Annotated in this window: 21 protein-coding genes, 1 pseudogene and 1 riboswitch; of the genes and pseudogenes, 5 read left to right on the top strand and 17 right to left on the bottom strand. The window is 35.8% G+C overall.

Annotated features, from left to right (window positions below; all coding sequences use genetic code 11):
* Nucleotides 1-27 precede the first annotated feature (27 nt).
* The 4 genes from I5776_RS11665 to I5776_RS11680 all read right to left on the bottom strand — a co-directional run bounded on the left by I5776_RS11665 (nucleotide 28) and on the right by I5776_RS11680 (nucleotide 9,272).
* Entirely contained in the window at nucleotides 28-3,549 is a 3,522-nt protein-coding gene (locus I5776_RS11665) for a S8 family serine peptidase (protein WP_202776584.1), read from the bottom strand.
* A 42-nt stretch (nucleotides 3,550-3,591) separates the two neighbouring features.
* Nucleotides 3,592-4,257: a hypothetical protein gene (locus I5776_RS11670; protein WP_202776585.1), complete on the bottom strand. Its 666-nt coding sequence runs from the start codon at nucleotides 4,255-4,257 to the stop codon at nucleotides 3,592-3,594.
* A gap of 56 nt (nucleotides 4,258-4,313) precedes the next feature.
* Nucleotides 4,314-5,027, bottom strand: coding sequence for a hypothetical protein (locus I5776_RS11675; RefSeq protein WP_202776586.1), 714 nt, complete (start codon nucleotides 5,025-5,027; stop codon nucleotides 4,314-4,316).
* An 81-nt stretch (nucleotides 5,028-5,108) separates the two neighbouring features.
* Nucleotides 5,109-9,272: a S8 family serine peptidase gene (locus I5776_RS11680; RefSeq protein ID WP_202776587.1), complete on the bottom strand. Its 4,164-nt coding sequence runs from the start codon at nucleotides 9,270-9,272 to the stop codon at nucleotides 5,109-5,111.
* A 309-nt stretch (nucleotides 9,273-9,581) separates the two neighbouring features.
* On the opposite strand from I5776_RS11680, the gene I5776_RS11685 reads away from it, so the two are divergent.
* A complete protein-coding gene (locus I5776_RS11685; RefSeq protein ID WP_202776588.1) occupies nucleotides 9,582-9,722 on the top strand; it encodes a hypothetical protein in 141 nt (46 codons plus the stop codon).
* A 78-nt stretch (nucleotides 9,723-9,800) separates the two neighbouring features.
* Complete coding sequence (locus I5776_RS11690) at nucleotides 9,801-10,349, top strand: signal peptidase I (RefSeq protein ID WP_202776589.1); 549 nt, start codon at nucleotides 9,801-9,803, stop codon at nucleotides 10,347-10,349.
* A gap of 123 nt (nucleotides 10,350-10,472) precedes the next feature.
* On the opposite strand, the gene I5776_RS11695 is transcribed toward I5776_RS11690, so the two are convergent.
* The 5 genes from I5776_RS11695 to I5776_RS11715 all read right to left on the bottom strand — a co-directional run bounded on the left by I5776_RS11695 (nucleotide 10,473) and on the right by I5776_RS11715 (nucleotide 15,557).
* Nucleotides 10,473-11,903 carry a C39 family peptidase gene (locus I5776_RS11695; RefSeq protein ID WP_202776590.1) on the bottom strand — a complete coding sequence of 477 codons (1,431 nt, stop codon included), beginning with the start codon at nucleotides 11,901-11,903 and terminating at the stop codon, nucleotides 10,473-10,475.
* Nucleotides 11,904-12,092: 189 nt separating this feature from the next.
* The gene (locus I5776_RS11700) at nucleotides 12,093-12,848 is read right to left on the bottom strand and encodes an amino acid ABC transporter ATP-binding protein (protein WP_202776591.1); all 756 of its coding nucleotides are present in this window, start codon (nucleotides 12,846-12,848) and stop codon (nucleotides 12,093-12,095) included.
* 20 nt (nucleotides 12,849-12,868) lie between these two features.
* On the bottom strand, nucleotides 12,869-13,528 hold the full coding sequence (locus tag I5776_RS11705; protein WP_202776592.1) for an amino acid ABC transporter permease: 660 nt from the start codon (nucleotides 13,526-13,528) through the stop codon (nucleotides 12,869-12,871).
* Nucleotides 13,529-13,573: 45 nt separating this feature from the next.
* Entirely contained in the window at nucleotides 13,574-14,725 is a 1,152-nt protein-coding gene (locus I5776_RS11710) for a saccharopine dehydrogenase family protein (RefSeq protein ID WP_202776593.1), read from the bottom strand.
* A 31-nt stretch (nucleotides 14,726-14,756) separates the two neighbouring features.
* Nucleotides 14,757-15,557, bottom strand: a complete 801-nt coding sequence (locus tag I5776_RS11715; RefSeq protein WP_202776594.1) for a transporter substrate-binding domain-containing protein — start codon at nucleotides 15,555-15,557, stop codon at nucleotides 14,757-14,759.
* A gap of 190 nt (nucleotides 15,558-15,747) precedes the next feature.
* Here I5776_RS11715 and I5776_RS11720 point away from each other — a divergent pair, with 190 nt between their 5' ends.
* Nucleotides 15,748-16,422, top strand: coding sequence for a GntR family transcriptional regulator (locus tag I5776_RS11720; protein WP_202776595.1), 675 nt, complete (start codon nucleotides 15,748-15,750; stop codon nucleotides 16,420-16,422).
* Nucleotides 16,423-16,512: 90 nt separating this feature from the next.
* Here the strand turns inward: I5776_RS11720 and I5776_RS11725 are convergent, their stop codons facing one another.
* The 5 genes and pseudogenes from I5776_RS11725 to I5776_RS11745 form a co-directional block, all read right to left on the bottom strand.
* Nucleotides 16,513-17,073 carry a DEAD/DEAH box helicase family protein gene (locus I5776_RS11725; RefSeq protein ID WP_202776596.1) on the bottom strand — a complete coding sequence of 187 codons (561 nt, stop codon included), beginning with the start codon at nucleotides 17,071-17,073 and terminating at the stop codon, nucleotides 16,513-16,515.
* A gap of 127 nt (nucleotides 17,074-17,200) precedes the next feature.
* Nucleotides 17,201-17,407, bottom strand: a pseudogene (locus I5776_RS11730) (VOC family protein); the annotation flags it as partial.
* An 88-nt stretch (nucleotides 17,408-17,495) separates the two neighbouring features.
* Complete coding sequence (locus I5776_RS11735) at nucleotides 17,496-18,515, bottom strand: Gfo/Idh/MocA family protein (protein ID WP_202776597.1); 1,020 nt, start codon at nucleotides 18,513-18,515, stop codon at nucleotides 17,496-17,498.
* Nucleotides 18,516-18,602: 87 nt separating this feature from the next.
* On the bottom strand, nucleotides 18,603-19,082 hold the full coding sequence (locus I5776_RS11740) for a DinB family protein (protein ID WP_202776598.1): 480 nt from the start codon (nucleotides 19,080-19,082) through the stop codon (nucleotides 18,603-18,605).
* Between the two features lie 97 nt (nucleotides 19,083-19,179).
* On the bottom strand, nucleotides 19,180-19,797 hold the full coding sequence (locus tag I5776_RS11745) for an NUDIX hydrolase (protein ID WP_202776599.1): 618 nt from the start codon (nucleotides 19,795-19,797) through the stop codon (nucleotides 19,180-19,182).
* A gap of 382 nt (nucleotides 19,798-20,179) precedes the next feature.
* Between I5776_RS11745 and I5776_RS11750 the strand changes: the two genes are divergently transcribed.
* On the top strand, nucleotides 20,180-20,467 hold the full coding sequence (locus tag I5776_RS11750) for a transposase (RefSeq protein WP_202776600.1): 288 nt from the start codon (nucleotides 20,180-20,182) through the stop codon (nucleotides 20,465-20,467).
* 11 nt (nucleotides 20,468-20,478) lie between these two features.
* Nucleotides 20,479-21,354: an IS3 family transposase gene (locus I5776_RS11755; protein ID WP_246484002.1), complete on the top strand. Its 876-nt coding sequence runs from the start codon at nucleotides 20,479-20,481 to the stop codon at nucleotides 21,352-21,354.
* Between the two features lie 510 nt (nucleotides 21,355-21,864).
* Here the strand turns inward: I5776_RS11755 and I5776_RS11760 are convergent.
* The 3 genes from I5776_RS11760 to I5776_RS11770 form a co-directional block, all read right to left on the bottom strand.
* Nucleotides 21,865-23,223: an LLM class flavin-dependent oxidoreductase gene (locus I5776_RS11760; protein WP_202776601.1), complete on the bottom strand. Its 1,359-nt coding sequence runs from the start codon at nucleotides 23,221-23,223 to the stop codon at nucleotides 21,865-21,867.
* Between the two features lie 30 nt (nucleotides 23,224-23,253).
* The gene (ssuE, locus tag I5776_RS11765) at nucleotides 23,254-23,799 is read right to left on the bottom strand and encodes an NADPH-dependent FMN reductase (RefSeq protein ID WP_202776602.1); all 546 of its coding nucleotides are present in this window, start codon (nucleotides 23,797-23,799) and stop codon (nucleotides 23,254-23,256) included.
* A gap of 82 nt (nucleotides 23,800-23,881) precedes the next feature.
* Nucleotides 23,882-23,985: riboswitch (SAM riboswitch) on the bottom strand.
* A gap of 113 nt (nucleotides 23,986-24,098) precedes the next feature.
* Entirely contained in the window at nucleotides 24,099-24,779 is a 681-nt protein-coding gene (locus I5776_RS11770; RefSeq protein ID WP_202776603.1) for an ABC transporter permease, read from the bottom strand.
* Nucleotides 24,780-24,794 lie beyond the last annotated feature (15 nt).

The following is a 24,794-nucleotide window of genomic DNA, read 5'->3' on the forward strand; positions in this document are numbered from 1 at the left end:
AAAGGGCGTTCATTTATCTTCATTATATTATTTCTTCTGTTTAACCGTAAATTTAGTAGGTTCTGCTTCCACTTTAAAGCCATCAGAATCAATAGCTTCCGTATAAATGGAATAAGTTCCGTCCGGTAAATCCTTCTCAGGCTTCCAATTCATATGGATTTCCGCTTGATGTTTGACATCGAAAGTATCGACAATTTTTCCGTCCGGTCCAGCAATTTTAAATTTCCAATCCACCTTTTTAATAGCAAATCCGTTGATTTGCAGTGGCGCATCTTCGTTTACATTTGAACCATATATGCCAAGATAATTAATTAACATGTCTTTATTGATATAGCCCGGGTCACCCCATACATTGAATCCAGCGTTTAAAGCCCAATCAATTCCAATAATGACCATGCCTTTTGGCTCTATCTTTGATAGGTACGAAGTTGCACCTTCGGGAATCGATTGATATTGTCCATTAATCCAAAGGATCGCACCATCATATCCACTCCCACCTGCATTGTCTTTCGCATTCCAAGAAATTTTGTATTTTCCATCAATCGGCTCTACTTTTATATTATCAATCGTTGGGGCCACTGAATCAATTTTAACTGGCATTTTCACCTTTTGCGGTTTGGCATTTTTGTAATCTAGTGTACTTGTAATCGTTAATTGATATTCTCCGTCGGGAACAATTTCCCCTTGGTCATTTGTTGCATCCCAAGGATACATTTCCCCCGATATAGAGAAGTCGTTGTACGCCATAATGTTCTTCGAAAATTTCCACGGGGACCCATCAGATGTAAATTCACTGAAGTTTCCTAATTGACGGATTTTCTTTCCATTATTGTTCTCAACCGAAAGATTTACTTCTTTCAAATTTCTAAATACTGTAAAGGAAGGATACACACCAGATAAAACGGAATTAGGTGAGTAAGCAATATGGTTCATATTAAATTCCCCTGTTTGCGCATCATAACCTAATGGCATTTCACTCATCTCATCCCATAATACGGTATAGCCTAAAAATACATCTTTATCCCATGCTGGAGCATCAATATTCTTTAGTGAATCCCACTGACCATAAAAGCCCATATATGGCATGGATAATTCAGGCAGGTCTTTATTTACAGGTACAAAACGGACAAATCCTTCAACGAAACTATTTTTCCGTAAATCTTTTGGTAAAATTAGATCGACATGTACATTTTGCTTCTTTCCATCTTTAACTTTTATCCTTACTGGTTTGTCATAAGAAATCTCTTTCCCGTTTAATAGTCCAACCGCATTTTTTACACGTTTACTTGAAAGTGTTAAATAATCGTGAGATCGGTCGGGTTTGCCATCACCATTTAGATCATATTCCTTATATTCCGTATCATCTGTTAAGACATCCAAATAAACATTATACTCCACATCTTCAGATTTTTTCTCTGAAAGGGGTACAACACTTAAATCAAATTGGGCCATTTGATTATTTATTTCCTTCAAAGCAACTGATCCTTTTCTTTCTGCACTAGCCGCTTTATTTTCTATTAGTACCGGTGTTTGCAAAGCATTTTTAATTTGCATCATGCCTGCCCCTTGTTTACGCGGAGAATAAGGAAGCATATTATTCGAGCTTTGATCATATTCAATCTTCGATGTATTCATTAAAGCGGTTTTTGTCTTTAAAATCGTATTCATATTTTTCGGTAATCCTTTTTCATAAAAGGATTGAAGGACAAGTGTTGCTCCCCCAACAACGTGCGGTGTGGACATTGATGTCCCACTATAAACATCATATTGATTATCAAAAACGGTTGAATAGATACCACCACCAGGTGCTGTGATTTCCGGTTTAAAATCAAGTGTATGTGGTGCACCTATAGAAGAAAAATCAGATATTTCATCATGGTTTGGATTTTCAACCCATACTCCCCCACTAAGTTGTGCGGAAACCGCCTGACCGTTTTGAAGCTCCTTGATCAGTTTATTTCCATCTTTCACACTTGTAACAACAGCTGGAATTGAATATGGACTGAAATCTGATTCTTTGTAATCACCCCATGCTGGAGTTGGTGCAATAATAACCGCTTTAGCACCTTTATCTTGAGCATTAAATTGGAGATGCGAATTGATTCCTAAATCAAGATCTGGTTGTACAACGGCAATTTTATCTTTTACATCAATATTTTTGTAATCATTTGCGCTCCCTTTACCTGCAAATACTAGAGGGTATTCTTCGCCTTCTTTCACTGTTTTTTTCAATTTTAAATAACTTGGTTCATAAAAACCAATTTCATCTCCCGTAGATAGCTTTATACTAGGTTTATGGACAATGTTATTTTCGTATGAAGCTACTTGTAAAGCATACGGACTGACACCTGGTGATCCTAAAATACCTATATCCGGATTATCCGCATATGGTTTTGTGGAAGATGAAAGCTTGTCATTTTTTGTACTGTAATAGGCATTTCCACCTGCAGCAACTACTAATACACCATTATTCGTTGCAAGTCGTATCGCTTTTTGTACCGTATCATCCTCTTCACCAACGAATCCGCCATCAGAACCTAAGCTTAAATTGATAACATCCGCACCCATTTCAACAGCATGGTTGATTCCGGCAACAATGTCATCCTCGTATGCGCCCCCACCATTATCTGAGAATACTTTTTCTGCAAGAATTTGGACATTTGGAGCAATTCCTTTGACTCCATCATTTTCTTCATCACCGTTAGCCCCGATCGTTCCGGACACATGCATGCCATGTGAACTTTCGTATGGAAGTACATCGTCGTCTTTGTCCGCCCAATCATAGCCGGTTGGTACTTTATCGGTATACCAGCGGTCAGCTACTTTGGTTTCGTCAAGCTTACTTTGTATCTTCTCTTTTGTTAGCTTTTCTTTTTCCTTTCCTTCTTCTGACATCACCATATCTTTATGGCGATAATCAACTCCGGAATCGACGACACCGACAAGCATTCCTTCACCTTTAAGCCCGAGTTCTTCCCAAACTTGTTGGACTTGCACCATACTTTTTGAAGATTTCATTGCTTCCGAGTACGTTTTTGCAATGGTTACATTTGCAACACCATCAATTTTCTTAATGGTCTCCATATTTCGAAACTCTGTCTCCATACTAAATCCATTAAATCCGCGAACAAATTGATGTCTTAGTTTTGTCTTTATTCGTTTTTTCGTTATTTGATTAATGACTTGATCATGCGTTTTTAATTTTTTCTTTTCCTCAAGTACACTCGTTTGTGTGTCCACCAATGGCTCATCAGTTAGTTCAACGATTAATCTCACTTTATCTTTAGGTGCAAATGGTTTATTCGTAGCTTTATTAATATCAGATTTTGTGATTCCTAGTTTATTTTTGGCATCAAGATTCGCTTTTTGCTTTTGTTCTCTTAGAATTTCCTGCCCTTTTTGAACAATTGATTCAACGTTAACCTTACTTTGGTTACTCCTTTCCTCTGTATTTGCGAAACTATAATTACTGCCGCTAACTAATAGTGCTGCTAATATACCCGAGCTTATTATTTTAAATGGTATCGACCGTCGGCTTCTCCGTTTCATATATGGTCCTCCTCGTTAACAAACAATCTATATTACTAGTAATCATTGTTCCTTAGAATCTTTCGGTTCCTCATCTTTATCAAGTTCATTCGTATTCGAATCACTAGAATGCTTTTTTACCTCTTCATTATGTTCGTCATCAGTCTGAACATTTTTTCCACTGTCGGGTTGTGTATCGTTCTTTTCCTCTGATTTATCATCAGCCGGATCCCCAGCGTGATCTTTCGCCTCCTCATTTGGTTTATCCATGCTTTTTTCAATTGGTTTATTTTGCTCTTCTTTTTTCTCCACAGTTGCTAAAAGCTTCTTTTGATCGAGTGGTTCACGGATCATTTCATCAATATAATTTTTGAGTCCTGTGAGGTGATAGCTTACTTCCTTTTTCTCACAAGAAACGGTCTGATTTATCATTGTTTGATAAGATTCACCCGGGCTCAATATTTTTTGTTCGGTTTCCAACTGTACGGGGATCTCCATATTCGAAATGTTTTTTATCGAAATCATTTGCGAAATTTCACAGTTTTTCAAGTATGACACTTCATGCTTTGATATTGATAGTAGATCTTCAGTAGTGGCATTCGTTATTTTTCCGCTTGCTTTAATTTCTGAAGTAAACCAAGCATAGGTATTAGATTTTCCTATGATAAAAAATAAACAATATATTAAAATAGTGAATTGAATGAGCTTAAAAAGGTGCTTTTTTTTCATACAATCCCTTCCTTACTACAAAGGCAGCCAAATATATTGACTGCCTTTCTTGTCTATTATTCTCCGTCGTACTTAGAACCATCGTCTGTTTGTTTTGCTTGTACTTTCAAGTCTGCCGAATAACTAACACCTTGATAGTCATTGTTTGCACTTTCATCTAGTTTTACAGCAAACATGATGTCGATATATTGATCAGATTTTAAACTCCAAAATGGTTTATTCGTGCCATCTCCTAGAACCCAATCTTTTGCAGATACTGCTTTGAATCCGGCAACACCTGTTTCTCCAACAACACCTGTAACAGCTGTAACTCCTGGTGCGACCTCGATTTCGCCATTAGATGCTTGCATTGTATCTACTACATTGGTTGTTCCATCAAATAACTTTTCCAGCTTAATTTTTGAAGCTTTTAAGACGTCTCCGCTCGGCTTTTCCTTGTATTTCAGTGCGATATAACCAACTTTATATTTTTTAATATTAATATCTTTATCCAATGATTGGTTTAAGGTCGCTTTGATATGAGAATCTTGGGATCCCGTATTATCAATCGTCATCCATTCACCATATTTTAATTGAGATGGGGCAAAATCAACTCCATCAATGATTTTTTCAGTAATATTTTGACCATTATTTAATTGCAATGAACCGTTGGCAATTTGCCCAGATGCATTTGTCTCAGATGTAAACCAAGAATAAGTACCAAATCCTGCCGAAACGACTAGTGCTCCTACGAATGTAGTTCCCAATAACGCTTTCTTCATCTTTTTCATAAATAAAATCCTCCCTTTTCTAATCAATAAATAATTTATCAACTTGGGGTGGTATTCTATGATGTTTACTACATTTTCACATTATTTTTTCGGTTCAAGACCTAATGCACGTAAGAAGTCTTCTAATCCTTTTCTGCCAAGTTTTTCTTGAGGCTTTGCATTTTTCTTCGCTGTCGCTCCAACTTTTAAGAAGTTCTTTTCGATGAAACGAACATCTTTTTCATCGACAATGCCATCTTGATTGATGTCTACTTTCGCTTGTTTTTTACCATAGAATGTAGACAATTGTACGATATCGTAAATATCGACGACTTCATCGCCATTCACATCCCCGGCAATATTACTCTCCATACGGGTGTTATTGGATATTCCGACCAATTCCCCATCTACTGTTTTACTAAGTTTCACTGATTGCTTACTCGTTAAATGGCCTGGAACTTCAACATAAATATCATAATCCTTCTCGGAAACTGGTATACCATGAATCTCAGCATATCCTCTATCATCAATAGTTCCTTGATATTTCTTTCCATTTCCTGCCTGTGCATAAACTTTTGCGCCTATTTTTGAAAAATCAATATTGGCATTTGTACCATCTTCATTTAAGAAGCCTTCAGCATCCACATATCCTCTCACAACTGAATGCTTTGGAATGATTGAAAATTGATCATTTGCAAATCCAGGAATCGTTGTTTCCTCAGAAGACCCTGCTTTTGTGTATGAAAATTCGTAAACGTTAATTTGTGAGAATCCACTATACTCTTCATCACTCACGACTTTAAAGCTGACATCAAGGAATGGTATATCCCCTTCAAATCCTTGGAAATCTTTTTTATCAATGTCAGCTCCGACATTAACCTTATTCGTCCAGAGATCTTTATCAACGGATGGCTTTTTAAGATTTATTTTTAAATGGTTATCTTTTGCATATTTTTCAAATGCTTTATTTACCTTTACATCTTTAAATTCGTACAATAGATTCGAATATTCAACACCAAATGACCCCGATACAAGCTTTTTCACATTATTTACATCTAAAGTCATCGTGATCGTATCGCCAAGCTTCACTTTATCTTTATCATAGCTAGGCAATACGTATTCCGTCCCCTCTTTAACAAAGGTATAATTAATTGCTCCTCCGAAGAAGTTAGCGGCCGTTGCTAAATCAACAGGCACAAGCTTTAAATTAACAGGTTCTTCTAACTCCTCAGGCAAGACACCAAATTTGATATCACCATTTGGCTGTACTGGCAACGTACCTGATGGAAAAGGTGAATTTTGATAATAATAGAGTGAATTTGCTGACTGATCATACTTTAGTCCTTTTGATTTTAATACATCAATGGTAGAATCATAGACATTTCCATGTACCCATAATGCATGATAGCCATCTTCATCTGTATACATTGTGTCATCGACTTCATAGAATTTTGGCTTATAATCTTTGTATGTTACTTCTGGTGCTTTATTATCTACAATAATCACTGAATCGTTTATATATGATTTACCTTTTTCATCGGTTGAAATCGCTTCAAAAATATAATCACCATCGGCTAACCGAATCGGCTTATCCGCAATTGGTTTAGATGGATCGTTTGTGAACGGATAAACACTTCCTGTAAATGCCCATAATAAATATTTTTCCGCATCCGGTTCAATTTTATCTGCTTCAAAAATAGAACCGATGAAGCCTACAGGCTCACCTGTTTTCCCGTCTTTTACGAGTATATCAATTGTTTTCATTGGGCTTTTCAATTTAAAGATTCCATTGACAAATGGATTTAAGAATGGATGAAATTTCGTTGTATCAGTTGCCACTGCCGGTCTATCCAGTTCAAAATAATCCACACCTTGATCTGTATAACGGATGGCAAATGGAATTTGATAGCTTTCCTCATTATTTTGTTTGTTTACAAAATGAATGTAGCCTTCATATCTTCCGTTTGCCGCATCCAATGGGACATGTATTGCTGGTTTAACTTCTTTCTTTTCTCCTGAAGATACAGAAATAGAATCAGAGATTTTAACCTCTACGCCATTTTTCTTCGCATCTTTTATATTATCTTTTGCTGGTAAAAACTCTACTTCGACTTTAAATTCTTTATCTTCTTTTTCATGATTTTCAATCACTACCTTTTTTTCTAAATCTAATTCTTCATCTTTTTGATAGTGACTTCCAAAGGCGATAGAACCTGTTTCTTCATCAATTTCTACGGTTTCATTTCCTTCTACATTCTCTGTCTTATCAAGAACTTTTAAAGAAACACCTGCATGTGCTGCTTCATAAATATCAATACGACCTGCCCCTACTTCATTTACTGAATATTTTTCTTTCATCTCATCTGCTGTGTTCATCAAGGCAGCTTTTACATCAAATGGCGTGTAGTCCGGATGCTCTTGCAACAGTAAAGCGGCTGCTCCCGCAACATGTGGAGATGCCATAGATGTTCCTTGCATACGTGTGTACGCAATATCATAATTGTCTCCATCATCAGGATCATTCATATATTCAGGATAAGTTGAAAAGATAGCTACTCCGGGTGCAACAACATCTGGCTTAATATCATAGTTTTTCGCAACAGGGCCACGTGAACTGAAATCTGCTAAATAATCACCTTCAGTATGTACACTTCCAAGTGATCCAAAAGTTATAGCGATGTCCCCTTGTGCCTTTAAACGTTCACCGTCTACTTTTGTAAGCTGGAAGGTTGGAACATACCCAGTGCTTTCTCCTAAGTAAGCTGAAATTTCACCTTCAACATTATTGTAAACAATGACTGCTTTCGCTCCTGCTTTTTCCGCATTTTTAATTTTTTCATCGAAAGCGATTTCGCCACGTTGGATTAAAGCTAACTTACCTTTTACATCTTTCCCTGAAAAGTCGCTGCTTTTTCCTAGTCCAACATAGACAATATCTAAAGACTTATCTTTCAAGTCTTCTAATTTGTCTGTAAAGTTCTTCCCTAATAGTTTCATTTCTGGGTACTTTTCTTCACCAGCGCTTGCTGAATATGTTGCAATCGTTTGGGACACATCACTTGCTCCTACAGTAATAGCTAAAGCGGATGTACCAGGGGATCCCACTGTACCTTCAGTTGGTCCTGCATTACCTGCCGCAACAACGGAAACAACTCCTGAAAGCATCGCATTATTAATAGCTACGGCTGTTGGGTAAAGTGCATCATTTACATTTGCACCTAATGATAAGTTGATAACATCCATGTCATCCTCGACTGCCTTATCAATTCCTGCAAGAACGGCATCTGTATACCCACTTCCATACGGTCCAAGGACTCGGTATACATATAGGTCTGATTCAGGTGCAACCCCTTCAACAGCATAATCAACATGATTTTTCTTTTGTCCTGCAATAGTCCCGGATACATGGGTTCCATGCGAAGTGTAATAGGTGGATCCCGAACTAGGATCGACTTCCGGATACTGTGTCTCTTTCCAATCTGCATAAGTTGTCTCCATTGGATCCGAATCATTATCGACAAAATCATATCCACCTTTATAAGCATCTTTTAAATCCGGGTGGTTATAGTCAACACCTGTATCGATCACGCCAACTTTGATTCCTTTTCCAGTAACCTTCTCATCATGAAGCTTATCCGCACCAATTTGTTGATTACTATCTGCTGATCCCGATTGGGCAGTAGATTTCAATTCTTTCGGTTCTTTAGGAAGATCTAGCTTAATTTCTTTATTATTCCATATACGCTTGACAATATCTGATTTCACTAGTTCCTCAAGCATATTGCCAGGAACGGTTACGGCAACTCCATTAAATGCATTTTTATATTCTCTAGTAATCTTGGACTCATTTACATTTTGACTGTAAGCAATTTTTAAGCCTGTTAATTTATTAAATTCTTTTTTAAATTGTTGATGTGATGCTTCTACTTTTATTTTGGCGGAAGATAGTGCCACTCGCTTGCCCTTTTCTGCCTGTTTCATAATTTCTACCTTTGCAGGGGCTTGTTTGAATTCAACAATGACGTTGACTAATTCAGGAGTGTTCACATTGATATCCGGAGAGATAACAAATCCTGGACCAACTTCTAGCTGCTTTAGTGCTCTTCTTTGTTGTTCCGTTAAATTTTTCAAAATTCCTTCAGCTTCTGTAATCTTAGTGTGTCCTTGATCTTTTGCTAGAACATTTGTCGGAACGCCCGAGGTGGCAATTAAACTTGCAGTTAAGGCTGAACCCAACAATATGTTCCCTAATTTTCTCTTTTTCATACCCTTCCTCCTTATTCATCATATTTAAGTGAAAAACATGTTGTCATTTTTCCGAAAGTATCTTCAAATAAGGAAATCAGCTTTTACTAATTAGAAGATTCAATATAAACAGAATTGGACAAATATTCACTTAACATCATTGTATACGAGGTAAGATATGGCGTAAATTGGGGTAATTACTGAAAGAAAAGTCAGTTCTTTTCGACCACTGTCGGGTGGGTAAAAACTCATAAATAGGGTTCTATCATGTATAAAAGTAGAGAAATAAACCTTTGTTCCTGATGTCTATTCTCCTATATAAATTAGAAAATGGAGAAATTCACAGTCGAAATTACCCCAAATTGGTCATTACTTGAATTTAATGAAGTTAAGGAAATAAGAGAATTGGAAAGAATTTTTGTCATTTTTATCGATATTTCATTGATTTTGGGAAAATATCACGGTTTTTAAATGGAGGAAAACAGTTTACAATGGCGAGGAAACTATTTTTGGTGAACATTCTGAAAATAAACGAAAGTTGGGCAGCCTATGGTTAAAAAAATATCAAAATTTATTTCTATCCTGTTTCTTTCCATTATCTTTTTTGTGATTGTTTTTCTACTCTTTTTCTCTTTTCAATCGAAAAAGCATCCAGAAAAAGTACCTTCACTCTTTGGAATAAGCCCTTTAACCGTTTTAACAAATAGTATGCATCCTTTTATTAAAGCGGGAGATTTAGTTTTTATTAAGAAGGTCAATCCTTCAGAAGTGAAAGTAAACGATGTAATAACCTTTAAAGAAACATCGACAAAATTTATTACACACCGTGTTATTTCTATTAAGAAGGATAAAGGCACCATCGGTTTTGTTACTAAAGGCGACAATAATAATGTAGCTGATTCAAAAATTGTTACATCCGATCAACTCATTGGGACTCTTCAATTAAAAATTCCAAAAGCAGGATATTTTTCTAAATTTGTTAGCGGACCAATCGGTTTTATCCTTTTAATCCTAATCCCTGCTACCGGCTATATTTGTTTAGAAGTTTATGAAAGACTATCAAAACAAAAGAAAAAACAAGCACCTGACCTACTATAAATCACTCTAAAATTATTTAAAAATAATATATAACAATACTTAAAAAGGCACCTTGTGAAAAATTCACAAGGTGCCTGGCACTTCTGTAAAGACACTTCCGTAAATAAATTTTTAAATGGTGCTTCAGTAGTAGCTGATTGCTTGGTTGCCGAATTGTTTCCAGCCTTCGATGAATTGTTTAAGTGGTTTCTTTCTATTTTTCTTTCCGTCCATTGGATCATTAAAATAGACGTATTTTTTGTCATAACCAGTAATAAGAACAGAATGTTCTTTATAGGTGATACGAATTTTGCCATGAGGCGTGTACCAAGTTGTCCAATATTTACTAGGTACATAGCGGAACCAGCTCGTTGTGATGACCCAGACCGGATGTCCTGCGGCAACATAGTCCTTTACAGTATCAAAGGAACTACCTGTCAAATCAACAATTCGTTTCGGTAAGTATTTTGATGCTAAAGATGCGATCGGTCCATGGTAAACAGCAAGGCCAGGTTTTTTAAAGGTATAAATATTCCCAACAAAACCGTAATAGGGGTTACCAAAATATTTTTTTCCCTTTTTAACCTTATATTTCGTAGGGTCCTTTTTCACTTTAGAAGCAAGAGTCATCTTACTCACTTTCACCCCAGCATCTCCTAATAACATTGCTAAACTAGTTACTTCGCATCCCCTCGCAAGTTCTGGAAACTGTTTAACAACAGGTGCAGATAACACTTTTTTTGTTGGTCTTTTTTTTGCTTTCACCTTAACTTTCTTTGTTTTACTCTTATTTCCAGCGGCGTCTATAGCATAAATATCAAAAGAGGAATTTCCCTTTTGTAATGGCATCATATATGTGAATTTACCCGAAGCTCCTGTTTTGATTTTGGCCAGCCGTTTTTTTTCTTTGTAAATAAAGATTGTTGCCCTCGCCTCAGTTGTTCCTTTGATAGAAAACGATTTGTCCGTAACTGTTGTTATTTTTGGGTCTGCTGGTGGAATTTTGTCCGAAACTTTAACAGTAACAGTTTCACTTTTTCTTCCTGCCTTATCAATTACATATACTGATACTTTCGTGCCCGCCTTCAAAGGATCGAAGTTCATTTTAAAAGATTTCGAGTTTATGAGTTTAATGGATGATATTTTTTTATTTATTGTTATGTAAATTGTACTATAGGGTTCAGCCGATCCAGTTAAAAAAGTACTTTTGTTTGAAATGGGATTTACGATTGGTTTTTTTGGTGCGGGTGCCGCTTGTACCTTTTGGTAAACAATCTGTTGTTCAACATCTTTAATAAAAATGAATTTTACTTGTTTGCCTGCTTTTAATAATGAAGATGGATAAAATTCAAAATAACCCGTCTCGGCATTATAAGTTCTAAGTTTCAATTCCTGGTTACCTACAAAAGCTTCAACTGTAGTTAGGTTCGCAGCTTTTCCCGTAATCACCTGATCCTTATCATTGAATGGATTTATAATAGGTGAACTTTCGTCCGCCAAAGCTGTTAGTTTAAAACCATATAATGTCACAAAAAAAAGAATTACAAATGGGAGGATTTTCAATTTCCTATTCAATTTCCCTTCCCCTTCCCTGCCTTTCAAATAGATGAAAATTTTTCTAGTTCCTTTATTAGATTATCAAATTTTAAATAAATTTAATAGATTAATTTTCCACTTTGTTACCTTAGCATATGTATAATTGTTTTGATTGCAAAGAAAAACAAAGCATCTAGTTTATGACTAGTTGCTTTGTTCTTTTCCTGTTTATATTGCCTCACTTTTTGAAAGAAAACGTTTTGTCCTTTCCTCCCTTGGACTATTAAAAATTTGTTCTGGAGTCCCTTCTTCAACGATCACCCCACCATCCATAAAAATAATTCGATCGGCAACTTCTCGTGCAAATCCCATTTCATGTGTCACAACGACCATTGTCATGCCTTCTTGTGCTAATTCTTTCATTACTAGGAGAACCTCTCGGACTAGTTCTGGGTCAAGTGCTGATGTAGGTTCATCATACAGCATTACCATCGGTTCCATGGACAGAGCTCTAGCAATTGCAACCCTTTGTTGCTGACCACCTGATAGTTGGGATGGATAATGATGTGTTCTTTCACCAAGTCCTACTTTTTCCAATAAAGATTCTGCGAGCTTCCTAGCTTTCTCCCGTTGCATTTTTTTTATCACTATCGGACCTTCCATAACATTTTCTATTGCGGTTTTATGGGGAAATAAATTAAATTGCTGAAAGACAAATCCAGTATTTTTTCGTATTTCGCTTATAATAGATTTCCGACCTTTATTTAGTTTTTCCCCAGCGATCAAGCTCCGTTGACCGACGCGGATGATACCTTCGTTTGGTTCCTCTAAATAAGTAATACATCTAAGTAACGTTGATTTCCCCGATCCGCTCGGGCCCATAATGACAACAACTTCACTTTTGTTTACGGATAGATCAATTCCTTTTAATACTTCATTACCAGCAAAGGATTTTTTTATATTTTCTAATTGAACTACCGTCATAACCTATCCCCCTTCAGTAATTATGATTGAACTAAATGTTTCGATGTTTTCTTTTCCATTTTGTCTAAAAGAATAGTGAAAAAGGTGATCAATATCCAATATAAAGCGGCAGCTAATAAGTATATAGTTAATGGTTCAAAGGTTTTCGCAATTAGCAATGAGGACATTTGCAATAATTCTGTGACGGTAATGACCGAAACTAATGATGTATCTTTTATAAGAACGATAAATGTATTTGATAGTGTAGGAATAGCGATGCGGATACTTTGAGGTAAAATAATTCTTCTTAATGCCTGCCCGTAGGTCATTCCTAAAGAAACAGAAGCTTCCATTTGCCCTTTATCAACTGACATAATTGCAGAACGAAAAGATTCGCATAAGTAAGCCCCAGCATTTAAACTTAATGCAAGAATTCCCGAAGGTATCGGATCCAATTCTATATTTATTTGGGGAAGGCCGTAATAAATAACAAATATTTGAACTAAAAGGGGTGTTCCACGAAAAATTGATACATAGATTGAAGCAATCGCTTTTAATAATTTTATCTTTGATAAGCGTGCTAAAGCGGTAAAGAAACCTAAAACTAGCGCAATCAGTATTGAAACGATAGCTAAAAGAATCGTCATTAATGTAGCGTTTAATAATGTTGGTAATGAATCAATAATTATTGAGATATCCATGAAGTTTCCCCCATTCATCCATTAAGAAGGTACTCTTTAACAAAATTACATTGAATTCTTCTTAAAATTAATCGCAATTCCTAATTGCTGTAATTCTTCCATAAATGGTTCAAAGCGGTCTCCGACGATAACATTTTCTATAGGTACGACACCCACTTCTTTCACTTTTCCAGAAGCTATCCAATGTGCTAAGAGCATTGCAGGCAATGCCGTTGTTTTGGCCATTGAGGTAATATTTCGTTCATGATCATAAAAATCTACCATTTCCCATATAAACTTCATCTGCTCGCCTGCCTTTTTACCAGTTACCTCTACTCTTAATACGGTTATATCTTCATTCGATTTTCCTTTTAACTTTGGCGTTAGCACCTTTTCAGTGAATAATCTTGGTGTAATTTGGTGGCCATGAATATCAATTGGGGTATCATCAAAGAAGCCTAGTTCAGCTAATGTCGCCATTTTATCCCAATGGCCGGCATAACGAACGGTTTTTTCATATAATCTATTAACCTTGTTTTTTAATGTGTAGGCCGTACTATGGGCATCGGTAATTACTGCCTCACATTCTCCTACTGGTTCTGGGAAGGTTATCTTTTCTAATCCAGATAAAGGTGGTAATTCGACTAGTTTTCCATTTTCAGCAGCTGTTGCCGGTCTAGTGTAAAGTCCCATGACACTTTCTAGGCGAAAAACAACTTGGTACCATAACGGTGGTAAAGGATGTCTAGGAATTCCTCCACAAATCATAACAGCTTCATCTGCTTCATCAAGCAGATGAATCCCTTGTGCAGCAAGAAAGTTTGTAATGCCTGGAGCAACACCACATCCGGGCATAATAATCACACCCGCCTCTCTTGCTTGTTGATCAAGCTGCATCTTCTCCTCAATCTTTGATCCTACCAAATCGACTATGTGACATTTTGCTCTAATTGCCGCATGAATTACCGGCAAGCTTAATGAATGTGGCAAACATGCTACAGCAATATCAGCATCTTTAAGAACTTGATAAATTTCCTCGTCAGAATTTAGTGAAGTCGATAATCCTTTCACTTTAGGATGTTTTGCTTTTTTCAGACATTTATCAATACTATCTTGACTAGCATCGACCGCAGTGATTTTATCAATAATCGAATACTTAGCCAGTTCACTAACTACAGTGGTTCCAATCATTCCAGTTCCTAACACCTTCACATGCATGTAGACCACTCCTTAATTGATGTAAATGAAATTACTTTACTAGAGGCTCGGTTCCAAACCATTTTTTATAGATTTCATTATACTTACCGTCATCTTTCATATCTTGTAATATTTGATTAACTTTTTTAACGAAATCTTCATTTCCTTTTTTTACAGCCATTCCAATTTCGTCTTTATTTAAAATGTCACTTGCAATTTGAATAGGGAGATTTTTTTCTTGGATGTTGTAACTCATCAATAATTGGTCATTAATTATTACATCAAGTCTTTTATTGATTAAATCTTGTACGTAGTCATTCATTGCCTTGTAAAGCTTGACATTTGCACCATCAACACTTTTTGCAACTTCTTCAAATGTTGTTCCACCGCCAACCCCAACATCCTTACCTTTAATATCATTCAATTCCTTAATGTTATCTGTATCTTTTCTTGTAACTAACACAGAACCTGTCACTACGTACGGATCGGTAAAATCTACGCTTTTCTTTCTCTCATCTGTCACAGTCATTTGACCGATAATAATATCAAATTTATCCGATTTTAGCCCTCCAATAAGACTTTCCCACTTTGTCGCAACAAACTCCGTCTTAACTCCTAACCGTTTTGCCATTTCATTTGATATGTCTACATCAAATCCATCATATTCTTTTTTATCATTCAAAAAGTTGAAAGGAGGATAAGTCCCTTCAAAACCGACCTTGAGTACTTTAGCATCCTCCACTCTATCAAGTACACCTTTTTTGCTGCTACCCCCTGTTTCTTTGCTTCCACAACCTGACGCAATACCCACAAAAACCAATAATGCGAGCATTAACAACCAATATTTCCTCATACTCCATCCCCCTCATAATTTTTGATTTTTGATAACGCTTACACATTTTTGTATATTGTTGCTCAAAATTGTAGTACAATTTATATGTAGTTTAAAACTTAAAGAATCATTCTGTCAATATATTTTGAATATTTAGTCCAAACGAAACAATCATATCTATTGAAAAAGTAATGGTAAGGTGGGGAGAACAATGAAAAAATCATCCATGGAAAACGTGGTATATCAACATTTAAGAAATGCCATATTATCTAGGAAATTGGCACCCGGTAAACAATTAAAAGAAACGACCATATCAGGGGCATTACAAGTTAGCCGCACGCCAATTCGTAATGCCATTCAAAAATTATCACTAGAAGGTCTCGTTGATATGATACCTAACAAAGGTGCATTTGTAACAAACCCAACAAGAGATGAAATTATACAGGCGTATGAACTCAGAGGGAAATTAGAATATATGGCCCTATGTTTAGCCATCGATTATATGGATGAAAATGACTATGAAGAAATCAGTCGTTTAATTGAGGAAGAACACAAGGTATTATTAGAAAAGAATGTAGAAGAATATGTAACTGCTAACAAACAATTTCATTTATTAATAACGAGAAAATGCCAAAACAAATTTTTAAATAGTTTTATTGAGACTCTTATTAACCAAACTAGCATTTATTTAATTCTATATGACGATTTTTTCGAAAATCCTTTACAAAAACCTTACAGTCCAAAGGAGCACAAACAAATACTTGAACTTATAAAAAACAATAAAAAAGATGAGCTGAAAATTGAGTTAAGCAAACATTTCGAACATGCATTGGAAAGTGTAGATAATAAGTATATGGGTTATAAAGAATTGGATGAGATTTTTTAATTCATACATTAAAGGGTTCGGAATTTATTTTCCTTACCCTTTACATTTTACAAATACGAAAATAAAAGATTTAATTCAGTCGATCTATTTTTATAAGGTAAACTCTCTTTTTATTATTTTTGCAACATCTTCAGCACTTTTTCTAGTATTATTTATTCTTAAATAATTTTCTCTTTTAATTTCATCTTTATAAGAATTCAATCGATATTTTTTTAAAGTGTTTAGTAAATCTTGATTAGACTTTTCGATATTCCTTTTCGTCGGTTTTTGTTCAAGTCTGTAAGGGCTTTTGTTTCTCACAAGTCTTTCATCTGCGTCAGCCTCTAATTCGACAAAAAACACCTCTCCCCCTTTAGTCTCAAAAATTCTGCAAACTTTATCAATATAATCCCAATCAGATTTTAGATCAAAGGCCCAAACATATGTGAAAATTAATCCATACATAGTACTTTTCGACACTTCTTCAAATATTTCTTGTCGAAACAATTTTACTAAACGATTCCCCTCCGTTGTTCCATATTCAAAAAAAGGATTTACTAATTCAATGGTCATATGATTGTGGAATAATTTAAGGTCAGTTATTTTTGATAATTCATTGCCAACTGTCATTTTGCCTACTGCTTGAGGTCCAAATATTAGAATAAATTTCATTTTCCTGCCCCCTCGATTGAACTAGATTATTTAGACAAATTCACGTACTGGGCCTTCACTACTCTCTTCATTTCTTCAGCCTTCCCAAGTTGAATGAATATTTTTTGAATATCACACATTACTACATTTGGAGTGTTATGTTGCTGTCGATACACATAAATTCTTGCCCCTTTAAAGTAAAAGTGGCATGCATGACACTTCCCTCTTCACCAGGTTCATTTGCACCATAACGAGTTATACTTGTTATATCAGAATCCTCAATTAATGATGTATAAAATTTCATTGCTTCTTCCGCTTTTCCTTGAAACATTAAAAATGGGGTAACTTTTTCCATAGTATACATTCTCCTTAGTTGCGATTCTTTTATCATTTCCAGCAGGGTTATATTATATCTTTTGTACTAATTACGTAAAACTCAAATATTAATTTGCCAAAATCTTATCTAAAATAACTTGGTTTTCATGACCATCTTGAATCGTTGGTAAATCTCTATCCAATTTATCAAAAGTAATATATTCATATACTTTTTCCAAAAACGGATAAAAAGCTGGATAATAAGCTTTCACTTCTGTAGTAAGATGAAAAGGTATTTGCCCTTGTTGAAGAATATGGATTTCTTCTAATGGTTTACTTCCTTTTCCATATTTAAGAGTATGATCATTCATCAGCACAATCGTTCCCGAATTACCAAATATCCTTAATTGGGATCCGAATCCATGGTTTACCCCTGAAAGCAGTTGAAGGGAAAAAGTAGAATTATTTTTCATCTTACCATGAATAAAAAATGCATCATCTGCATCCCGAAACTCACCTGCACCCTCTGACACATGTGTGTGTACAAAGCCATTAATTTTTTCTATTTCATCACCTACTATCCATCTCATACAATCAATCATATGGGATCCAATTGCACCTAACATTCCACCAAATTGTTGTTTTTGCGCCATCCATCCTCTTTTTGTTGATTGAAGATGGTCATATTGTGCACTTGAAATATGATAGTCAAAATGAATAAGTCCGCCTATATTGTTTAAAAATAGTTCTTTCATTTTTTGTCTGATAGGAAGAAATCTCCATTCATAATCTATCATTACTTTTGCAGGAAAGTGATTCGTTAGCTCTACTAACTCATTCGATTCATGACGATTCATGGTAAATGGCTTTTCACAAACAACATTAATTCCCTTTATTAATGCAGTTTTTACCATATTAAAGTGATACGGAGGAAGTGAACTTATAAATAATAAATCGAGTTCTTCGTAATCTAACATCTCTTTCCAGTTCCGATAATGGGTTGGAATATTCTTTCCACTAAATATTCCATTTGGTAATTGATGACGCTTCATCGTGCAAATTGCTGTTAATTTCATCATAGGATGAGTTTGGATAATAGGAGCTTGAACATTTAAACCAAAGCCACCTCCAATGATTCCTACTCGCATCTCAGTACTCCTCCTAACTTTTATTAATAGTAAAATTAAAAGCAGTAGATTTTGTCTACCGCTTTTAGACTTTGTTTACTTACTCGATTACTTTTTTTTAGCTAGACCCCTGCCTAAGAAGTTCGCAGAAACTGGTGTTTTCCCAACTTCCCTCGCCCAAACAGATAGCTGGCCAATATGATGAATTTCATGAGCAATCATATGTCTCATAATTTCACCCCAAGTATCTTGAAAAATACGACCATCAGGCGCAGTATCAGTAAAAATATTATTTTCCATTTCATCCTTCCAATTAAGCACAAATCCCTCTACTTCGGGTTTAAATGCGGCTTCCAATTCCCTAACAAGTGTCAAGCTCCGATAATCATCAAAGCTCTCCTGAAAATCCGGCTTCCCTTGCATTACGCGAATCCAACTCCACTCTACATCAATTATGTGGAAGAGTGTATGCAAAATACCACCAACCCCACCTGTACGGACAAGAAGCAGCTCCGCTTCTTCTACATCTTCGCACCACTTAAACCACTCATCTCTTACTTGCCAGTTATATTGAAATAATGTTTTCATCTTGGCTCCTCCTCAAAGTTTCCTTTCAAATTGAATGAAGAAATGATAGATTCTTAAATATGTATCAAAGGAACATAGAACGTTTAATGGAAACAATTCAATCAAAATATATCGGTTCATCAGAACGATTTGCTACTCTTATTGCCATCTCAATTTGTGATTTAGTATTTCGTGCTTCTGATAGTTCAGGAAGTTCATTTTCAGCAAAGAAGCCTACATCACTTGTTTCGATTCCTTCCAATGGCTTCCCGCCAATAATATCGCATTGGATGAAAATTTTATACACATGATAAAGTGAAGGTGGATGTGGATGATACTTTTTATCTAAAATTCCTAATAGCTTAACTGCTTTTACATCGTAGCCTGATTCTTCCTTTACTTCTTTAGTGGCAACTTCGCTTGGAGAATATCCGATATCTGCCCATCCGCCCGGTAATGCCCACTTGTTATCTGTCTTTTCTTTAACCATTAGAATTTTCTTATTTCTTAAAACAACAGCTCGAATATCTACTTTTGGTGTTTGATAGCCTGTTTCATTTGCGAATAAATCTTTTAAAATATTTATGTCCATATCTGTTTGCTTTGATATTATTTCTAAACTGATTTTTCTAATTAACTCGAATCTTTCCCGATCATATATATCTTTAGAATACGTTAATCCTGCTTGAGCAATTGCTTGGAGTTGTTTCGCCCATTCTAGCCATTTTGGTTCCATTAAAATCCCCCCTTTTACGTATAAAGTTTTTGTCCATTTTCCCTGTTACTTAAAACTTCGTTAACCGACAAAAAAATCCTTCTTTTGAAACTTTTTATATTCATTAATTACTTACGGGTAGAAAGAGTATCTTTGAGTGGAGAATTTTAATTGCTTATCGATTCCCAATTCATCTATTGAATCACAGGGTATGAAATGATTTTTGGAGGATGTGTGAATTTTTCGTGACTTGGTACGTGGATTATAATTGAATAACCAGTGACATTTAAATAAGCGGAGACTTTCCGGTTAATTCCAAAACGGTGAGGTTAGTCTTAAAAGTGGACACTGGAAAACGAGATTTAGTTTATAATTGAATCAACATTTAAAAGGACGTGTTCACATGGGGAAGCATCATTCACAAGAATACAAAGAGTATGTTTCAAAGTTAGTTGTGGAGGAAGGCAGAAAAGCAACAGAAGTTGCCTATGAGCTTGAGATCCCTTATAAGACCCTCATTATCTGGGTTAAGGCATACAGGGAGAAATTGAACAGTAAGAAGCCAGATTATATTACACCCAAAGAACTGGAAGATCTTAAGAAACAACACGAAAGGGAAATAGAACAGTTAAGAGAGGAAAATGAAATCCTAAAAAAGACCATGCACATCTTCACAAAAAGCCAAAAGTAATTTACGCCTTCATTCAAGCCCACTCAGATGAATACGCTGTGTGGAAGATGTGTAAAGTTTTAGAAGTATCAACTAGTGGGTACTACAAGTGGCTAAGGGTCCAGAATAATCCTCTTTCTAAGAAGGAATATTACCGTTTAGAGATCCAACAAAAAATTAGTAGATCTTTTCACGAGAGTTACGGAACCTATGGAAGCCCTAGAGTTCACGATGACCTAATGGAATGGGGGTATAGTATTTCGCAAAAAACAGTGGCACGAATGATGAAGGAAATGGGGTTAAGAGCTACTCCAATAGAAAAGTACGTAGTTACTACAGATTCTAATCATGATTTAACTATTTACCCTAACCTACTTAACCGACAATTTGATGTAGAGGAACCCAATAAGGTTTGGGTAGCTGACATTACATATATTTGGACGTTGGAAGGATGGCTGTACTTATCGTCGATTATGGATTTATTCTCTAGAAAAATTGTAGGGTGGAGTCTTGCCACTCACATGAAAAAGGAGTTAGCCATACAAGCGTTAAATATGGCGATTGTTTCAAGGCAGCCCGAAGACGGGTTTATTCATCATTCTGATCGCGGCTCTCAATATTGTTCGCATGATTACATTGATATCTTGAAAGAACAGAATGCACAAATAAGCATGAGTAAAAAAGGTGACCCATACGATAACGCCTGCATTGAATCATTCCATGCCACAATCAAAAAAGATTTAATTTACAGAAGACGCTTTAAAACAAGAGAGGAAGCTGTAAAGGCAATAAATTACTATATTAGTAGTTTTTATAATGGAAAAAGAAAACATACCACTTTGGATAATTGTTCTCCTAACCAATTCGAGAAAAAACAGCAACAAAATGAAGTGGAGTATACCTCATAAATTAGCCATTTGGTGTTAGAAATAATCAGTCGTGGTTTTGGACTGATTATTTCTAACACCCCAGCAAACGAAGTGCGGTAGTGTTTTATTAAAAAAGTCTCGATTTTTATTGTCTACTTTCTTGACAGAAGACCAACGGAGCGTGTTTCGGGGTAAATAAGCGTAGATTTTCCGATTATGCAAAGAAAAATCCTCTATTTTTACGTTTTTTGCATCATTAGGCGGAATTCGTCCGTCTATTGATGCAATTTTTAGTGCTATTTCTTAAATAAGCGAAATTTCTCCGCTTATTTATCAAACTAGCTTTAGCTTCTAATGAACTTGTACAACTTATAAGGCGGTTTTGGGAAAAAGAAAAATTTTAAAAAAGGCTTAGCGATATTTGTATCTCAAAGCCTTTTTGACTATGCAATATACTGTGAATTGTGTTGTGAAATTTATGTGATTTGTTATGTGTTTACGTTTGTTATTTACCTTTATGCCCCACACACTACAACCGTTTTTTTCATTTTAAACTGGTAATCTGCTATTTCGATGTTGTCTGGCTGGATGATGTTCATTTAAATAATCATTTCCAAATAAATTTTTACGGAATGTCCCTTCTTCATAACTTTTTCTGACTAATCCACGCTCTTGTAGAATGGGTATGACATATTCTACGAAATCTTCAAACGTTCCAGGGGTAATCGCATAGGCAATGTTAAAACCATCTACTCCCGTTACTTCTACCCATTCTTCCAATGAATTTGCAACTGTCGTTGGCGAACCTACAATAACTGGGCCTAAACCTCCAACACCAACAAATTCTGCTACCTCCTCTACAGTGAACTCAGTGTATGATTTCAACGCTGACTGAATAGCATCGTTATTCACATATTGAATTTTTTCTTTTGGATCAAGTTCATCCAAATTCAGTCCCGTCCATCCTCCAACTAAAGATAGTGCACCTTCATAGCTAGCGTATTTTTTGTAATCATCATATTTCGCTTCCGCTTCTTCCTGTGTTGGGGCGACAATTGGGGTGATAAGGGTAAGAATCTTTATTTCTTCTGGTTTTCTTCCCGCTCGAATAGCTTCTTCTCGAAAATCTTGAACAGTCTTTTTTGCACTTTCCATTGTAGTTGCACCAATGAAAACTAACTCTGCATGCCTTACCGCAAATTTTCTGCCTCTAGAGGATGCACCGGCTTGAAAGATAACAGGCGTTCTTTGAGGTGAAGGTTCACATAAATGTGCACCGGGCACTTTATAATAGGATCCGTCATGTTCAATATCATGAACTTTACTCGGATCAGTATAAATGCCCTTTACTTTATCTACAATAACTGCGTCATCCTCCCAACTCGCTTCCCATAATTTGTAGACTACATCCATATATTCATCAGCAATATCGTATCTGTTATCGTGGCTAATTTGTTTATCAAGACCTATATTTAATGCTGCACTATTCAAATAGGAGGTTACTACATTCCAGCCAATGCGACCTTTCGTTAAATGATCTAAAGTAGACATTCTTCTGGCAAACGTATATGGATGTTCGTAGCTTGTTGAAGCCGTTAATCCAAATCCTAAATGTTTTGTTACTTGAGCCATAATCGGAACGACAAATGCCGGATCGTTTACCGGTACTTGTGCACCTTGGCGAACGGCAGGATCCCTTGAGCCTTGATAAACATCATAAGTACCTAACACATCAGCTAAAAATATAGCATCAAAACACCCCTTTTCCAAAACCTGTGCAGTATGTGTCCAATATTCTGCATCTTTATAAGTGGAGGATCGATCATCTGGGTGTGACCATAAACCGGGGGATTGATGACCCGCACAATTCATATCAAAAGCATTTAGATAGATTCTTTTTTTAACCATTTTCATACCTCCTTAAATTTTTTATAAAGATTATGCTGTAAATTGTTTTAACTGTTTAATGGACTTAACAAATCCATCAACCTGTTCAGACAAACGTTGAATCGAATCAATATGTGTAAGAGGATTCCGTTTGTTTGATTTATCAATAGCACTATCTAAAATATAAATTCCTTGTAATGGATTTCCTTTCAATGTTGTGATGAGTGGTTTTAATGCATAATCAAGAGCGAGTAAGTGTGCACCACTGCCACCTACCATTACAGGAAAAACCGGTTTGCCCTTAAGTATTCTTTCAGGCAATAAATCAATTAATGTCTTTAATACACCGGTATAGGACGCTTTATACACAGGTGATCCGATAATGACTCCATCTGCATTTATAATCGTTTGTGCCAAATGATCAATATCCGGACTGTCATAACGGCTATTTACTAAATCTAGAGGTGAGAAATCGACAACTGAAGAATACGCAACAGTAATTCCTTCCTTTTCTAATAAAAATTGAACATGTTTTAACACAAGATCTGTCCTGGATTTATCAGATGGGCTCCCACATAAAATTACTACTTTACTCATTTTACTAACCTTCTTTCTTTTCATATTTTTTCAAATAAAAAGTCCTCTTTTCAAAAGAAAAGAGGACTCCCCAGTGCGTCTACTCTTATCTTCCAAGCGAATGCTTGCTGGAATTAGCACCTTTCTACCTAAGTAGAGGTTGCTGAAGCTTCATCGGGCCAGTCCCTCGGCTTCTCTGGATAAGAATTATTAAGTTTTGTTAATCATAATATTTGAACATTTAATTTGTCAAGATTAATTCTGACCTTTTTTATAAGAATTATAAGATTTATAGTTTAAGCTACAAATTCTATTACATATTATGCAGCTTCCTTCATTTCTACCTTCACTTCTTTTTTCTTTTTAACAGGAGATAAAATTCGTTCTAACCAGCCCATCAAGAAGTCTGCAGCTACTGCCATTAATGCAGTTGGTATTGCGCCGGCTAATATTATCGAAGATCCATTCGTCACATTCGTACCGCGCACAATAATATCACCTAGTCCACCTGCTCCGACAAATGTACCTATCGTAGCAATTCCAATTGCGACAACTAGAGCGTTTCTGAGACCTGCCATAATTACGGATAATGAAAGAGGCAGTTCAACCATTCTTAGTATTTGAAATTTCGTCATCCCCATCGCTTTTCCGGACTCTAACAGGAATTGATCGACATTGACGATTCCTGTATAGGTGTTCTTTAAAATTGGCAAAAGCGAATATAAAAATAATGAAAGGACTACTGTATTCGTCCCTAATCCCATAACTAGCATTAGGACCGATAACATCGCTAAGGCAGGAATCGTTTGGATAATATTTGCAAGTGAAATTACCCACGTACTAAGCCTGCGGTATCGAGCAATTATGATTCCCAGCGGAATGGCAACAATCGCAGCGAAAATCACGCCATACGCTGACATCAAAAAATGTCGGTAAAACTGTTCCCAAACATAGCCACCATTATTGGCATAATAATCAAATAATCCTTGTATTGTATTCAAGTCAAACACCTCCAG

This window comes from Heyndrickxia vini, assembly GCF_016772275.1.
In the GTDB taxonomy this organism is placed as follows: Bacteria; Bacillota; Bacilli; order Bacillales; family Bacillaceae_C; genus Heyndrickxia; species Heyndrickxia vini.

Bases quoted from the DNA above. Each gene is read 5' to 3' on its own strand.
- I5776_RS11665 (WP_202776584.1), bottom strand. From the start codon at position 3,549: ATGAAACGGAGAAGCCGACGGTCGATACCATTTAAAATAATAAGCTCG.
- I5776_RS11670 (WP_202776585.1), bottom strand. From the start codon at position 4,257: ATGAAAAAAAAGCACCTTTTTAAGCTCATTCAATTCACTATTTTAATA.
- I5776_RS11675 (WP_202776586.1), bottom strand. From the start codon at position 5,027: ATGAAAAAGATGAAGAAAGCGTTATTGGGAACTACATTCGTAGGAGCA.
- I5776_RS11680 (WP_202776587.1), bottom strand. From the start codon at position 9,272: ATGAAAAAGAGAAAATTAGGGAACATATTGTTGGGTTCAGCCTTAACT.
- I5776_RS11685 (WP_202776588.1), top strand. From the start codon at position 9,582: ATGGAGAAATTCACAGTCGAAATTACCCCAAATTGGTCATTACTTGAA.
- I5776_RS11690 (WP_202776589.1), top strand. From the start codon at position 9,801: ATGGTTAAAAAAATATCAAAATTTATTTCTATCCTGTTTCTTTCCATT.
- I5776_RS11700 (WP_202776591.1), bottom strand. From the start codon at position 12,848: ATGACGGTAGTTCAATTAGAAAATATAAAAAAATCCTTTGCTGGTAAT.
- I5776_RS11705 (WP_202776592.1), bottom strand. From the start codon at position 13,528: ATGGATATCTCAATAATTATTGATTCATTACCAACATTATTAAACGCT.
- I5776_RS11710 (WP_202776593.1), bottom strand. From the start codon at position 14,725: ATGCATGTGAAGGTGTTAGGAACTGGAATGATTGGAACCACTGTAGTT.
- I5776_RS11715 (WP_202776594.1), bottom strand. From the start codon at position 15,557: ATGAGGAAATATTGGTTGTTAATGCTCGCATTATTGGTTTTTGTGGGT.
- I5776_RS11720 (WP_202776595.1), top strand. From the start codon at position 15,748: ATGAAAAAATCATCCATGGAAAACGTGGTATATCAACATTTAAGAAAT.
- I5776_RS11725 (WP_202776596.1), bottom strand. From the start codon at position 17,073: ATGAAATTTATTCTAATATTTGGACCTCAAGCAGTAGGCAAAATGACA.
- I5776_RS11735 (WP_202776597.1), bottom strand. From the start codon at position 18,515: ATGCGAGTAGGAATCATTGGAGGTGGCTTTGGTTTAAATGTTCAAGCT.
- I5776_RS11740 (WP_202776598.1), bottom strand. From the start codon at position 19,082: ATGAAAACATTATTTCAATATAACTGGCAAGTAAGAGATGAGTGGTTT.
- I5776_RS11745 (WP_202776599.1), bottom strand. From the start codon at position 19,797: ATGGAACCAAAATGGCTAGAATGGGCGAAACAACTCCAAGCAATTGCT.
- I5776_RS11750 (WP_202776600.1), top strand. From the start codon at position 20,180: ATGGGGAAGCATCATTCACAAGAATACAAAGAGTATGTTTCAAAGTTA.
- I5776_RS11760 (WP_202776601.1), bottom strand. From the start codon at position 23,223: ATGGTTAAAAAAAGAATCTATCTAAATGCTTTTGATATGAATTGTGCG.
- ssuE (WP_202776602.1), bottom strand. From the start codon at position 23,799: ATGAGTAAAGTAGTAATTTTATGTGGGAGCCCATCTGATAAATCCAGG.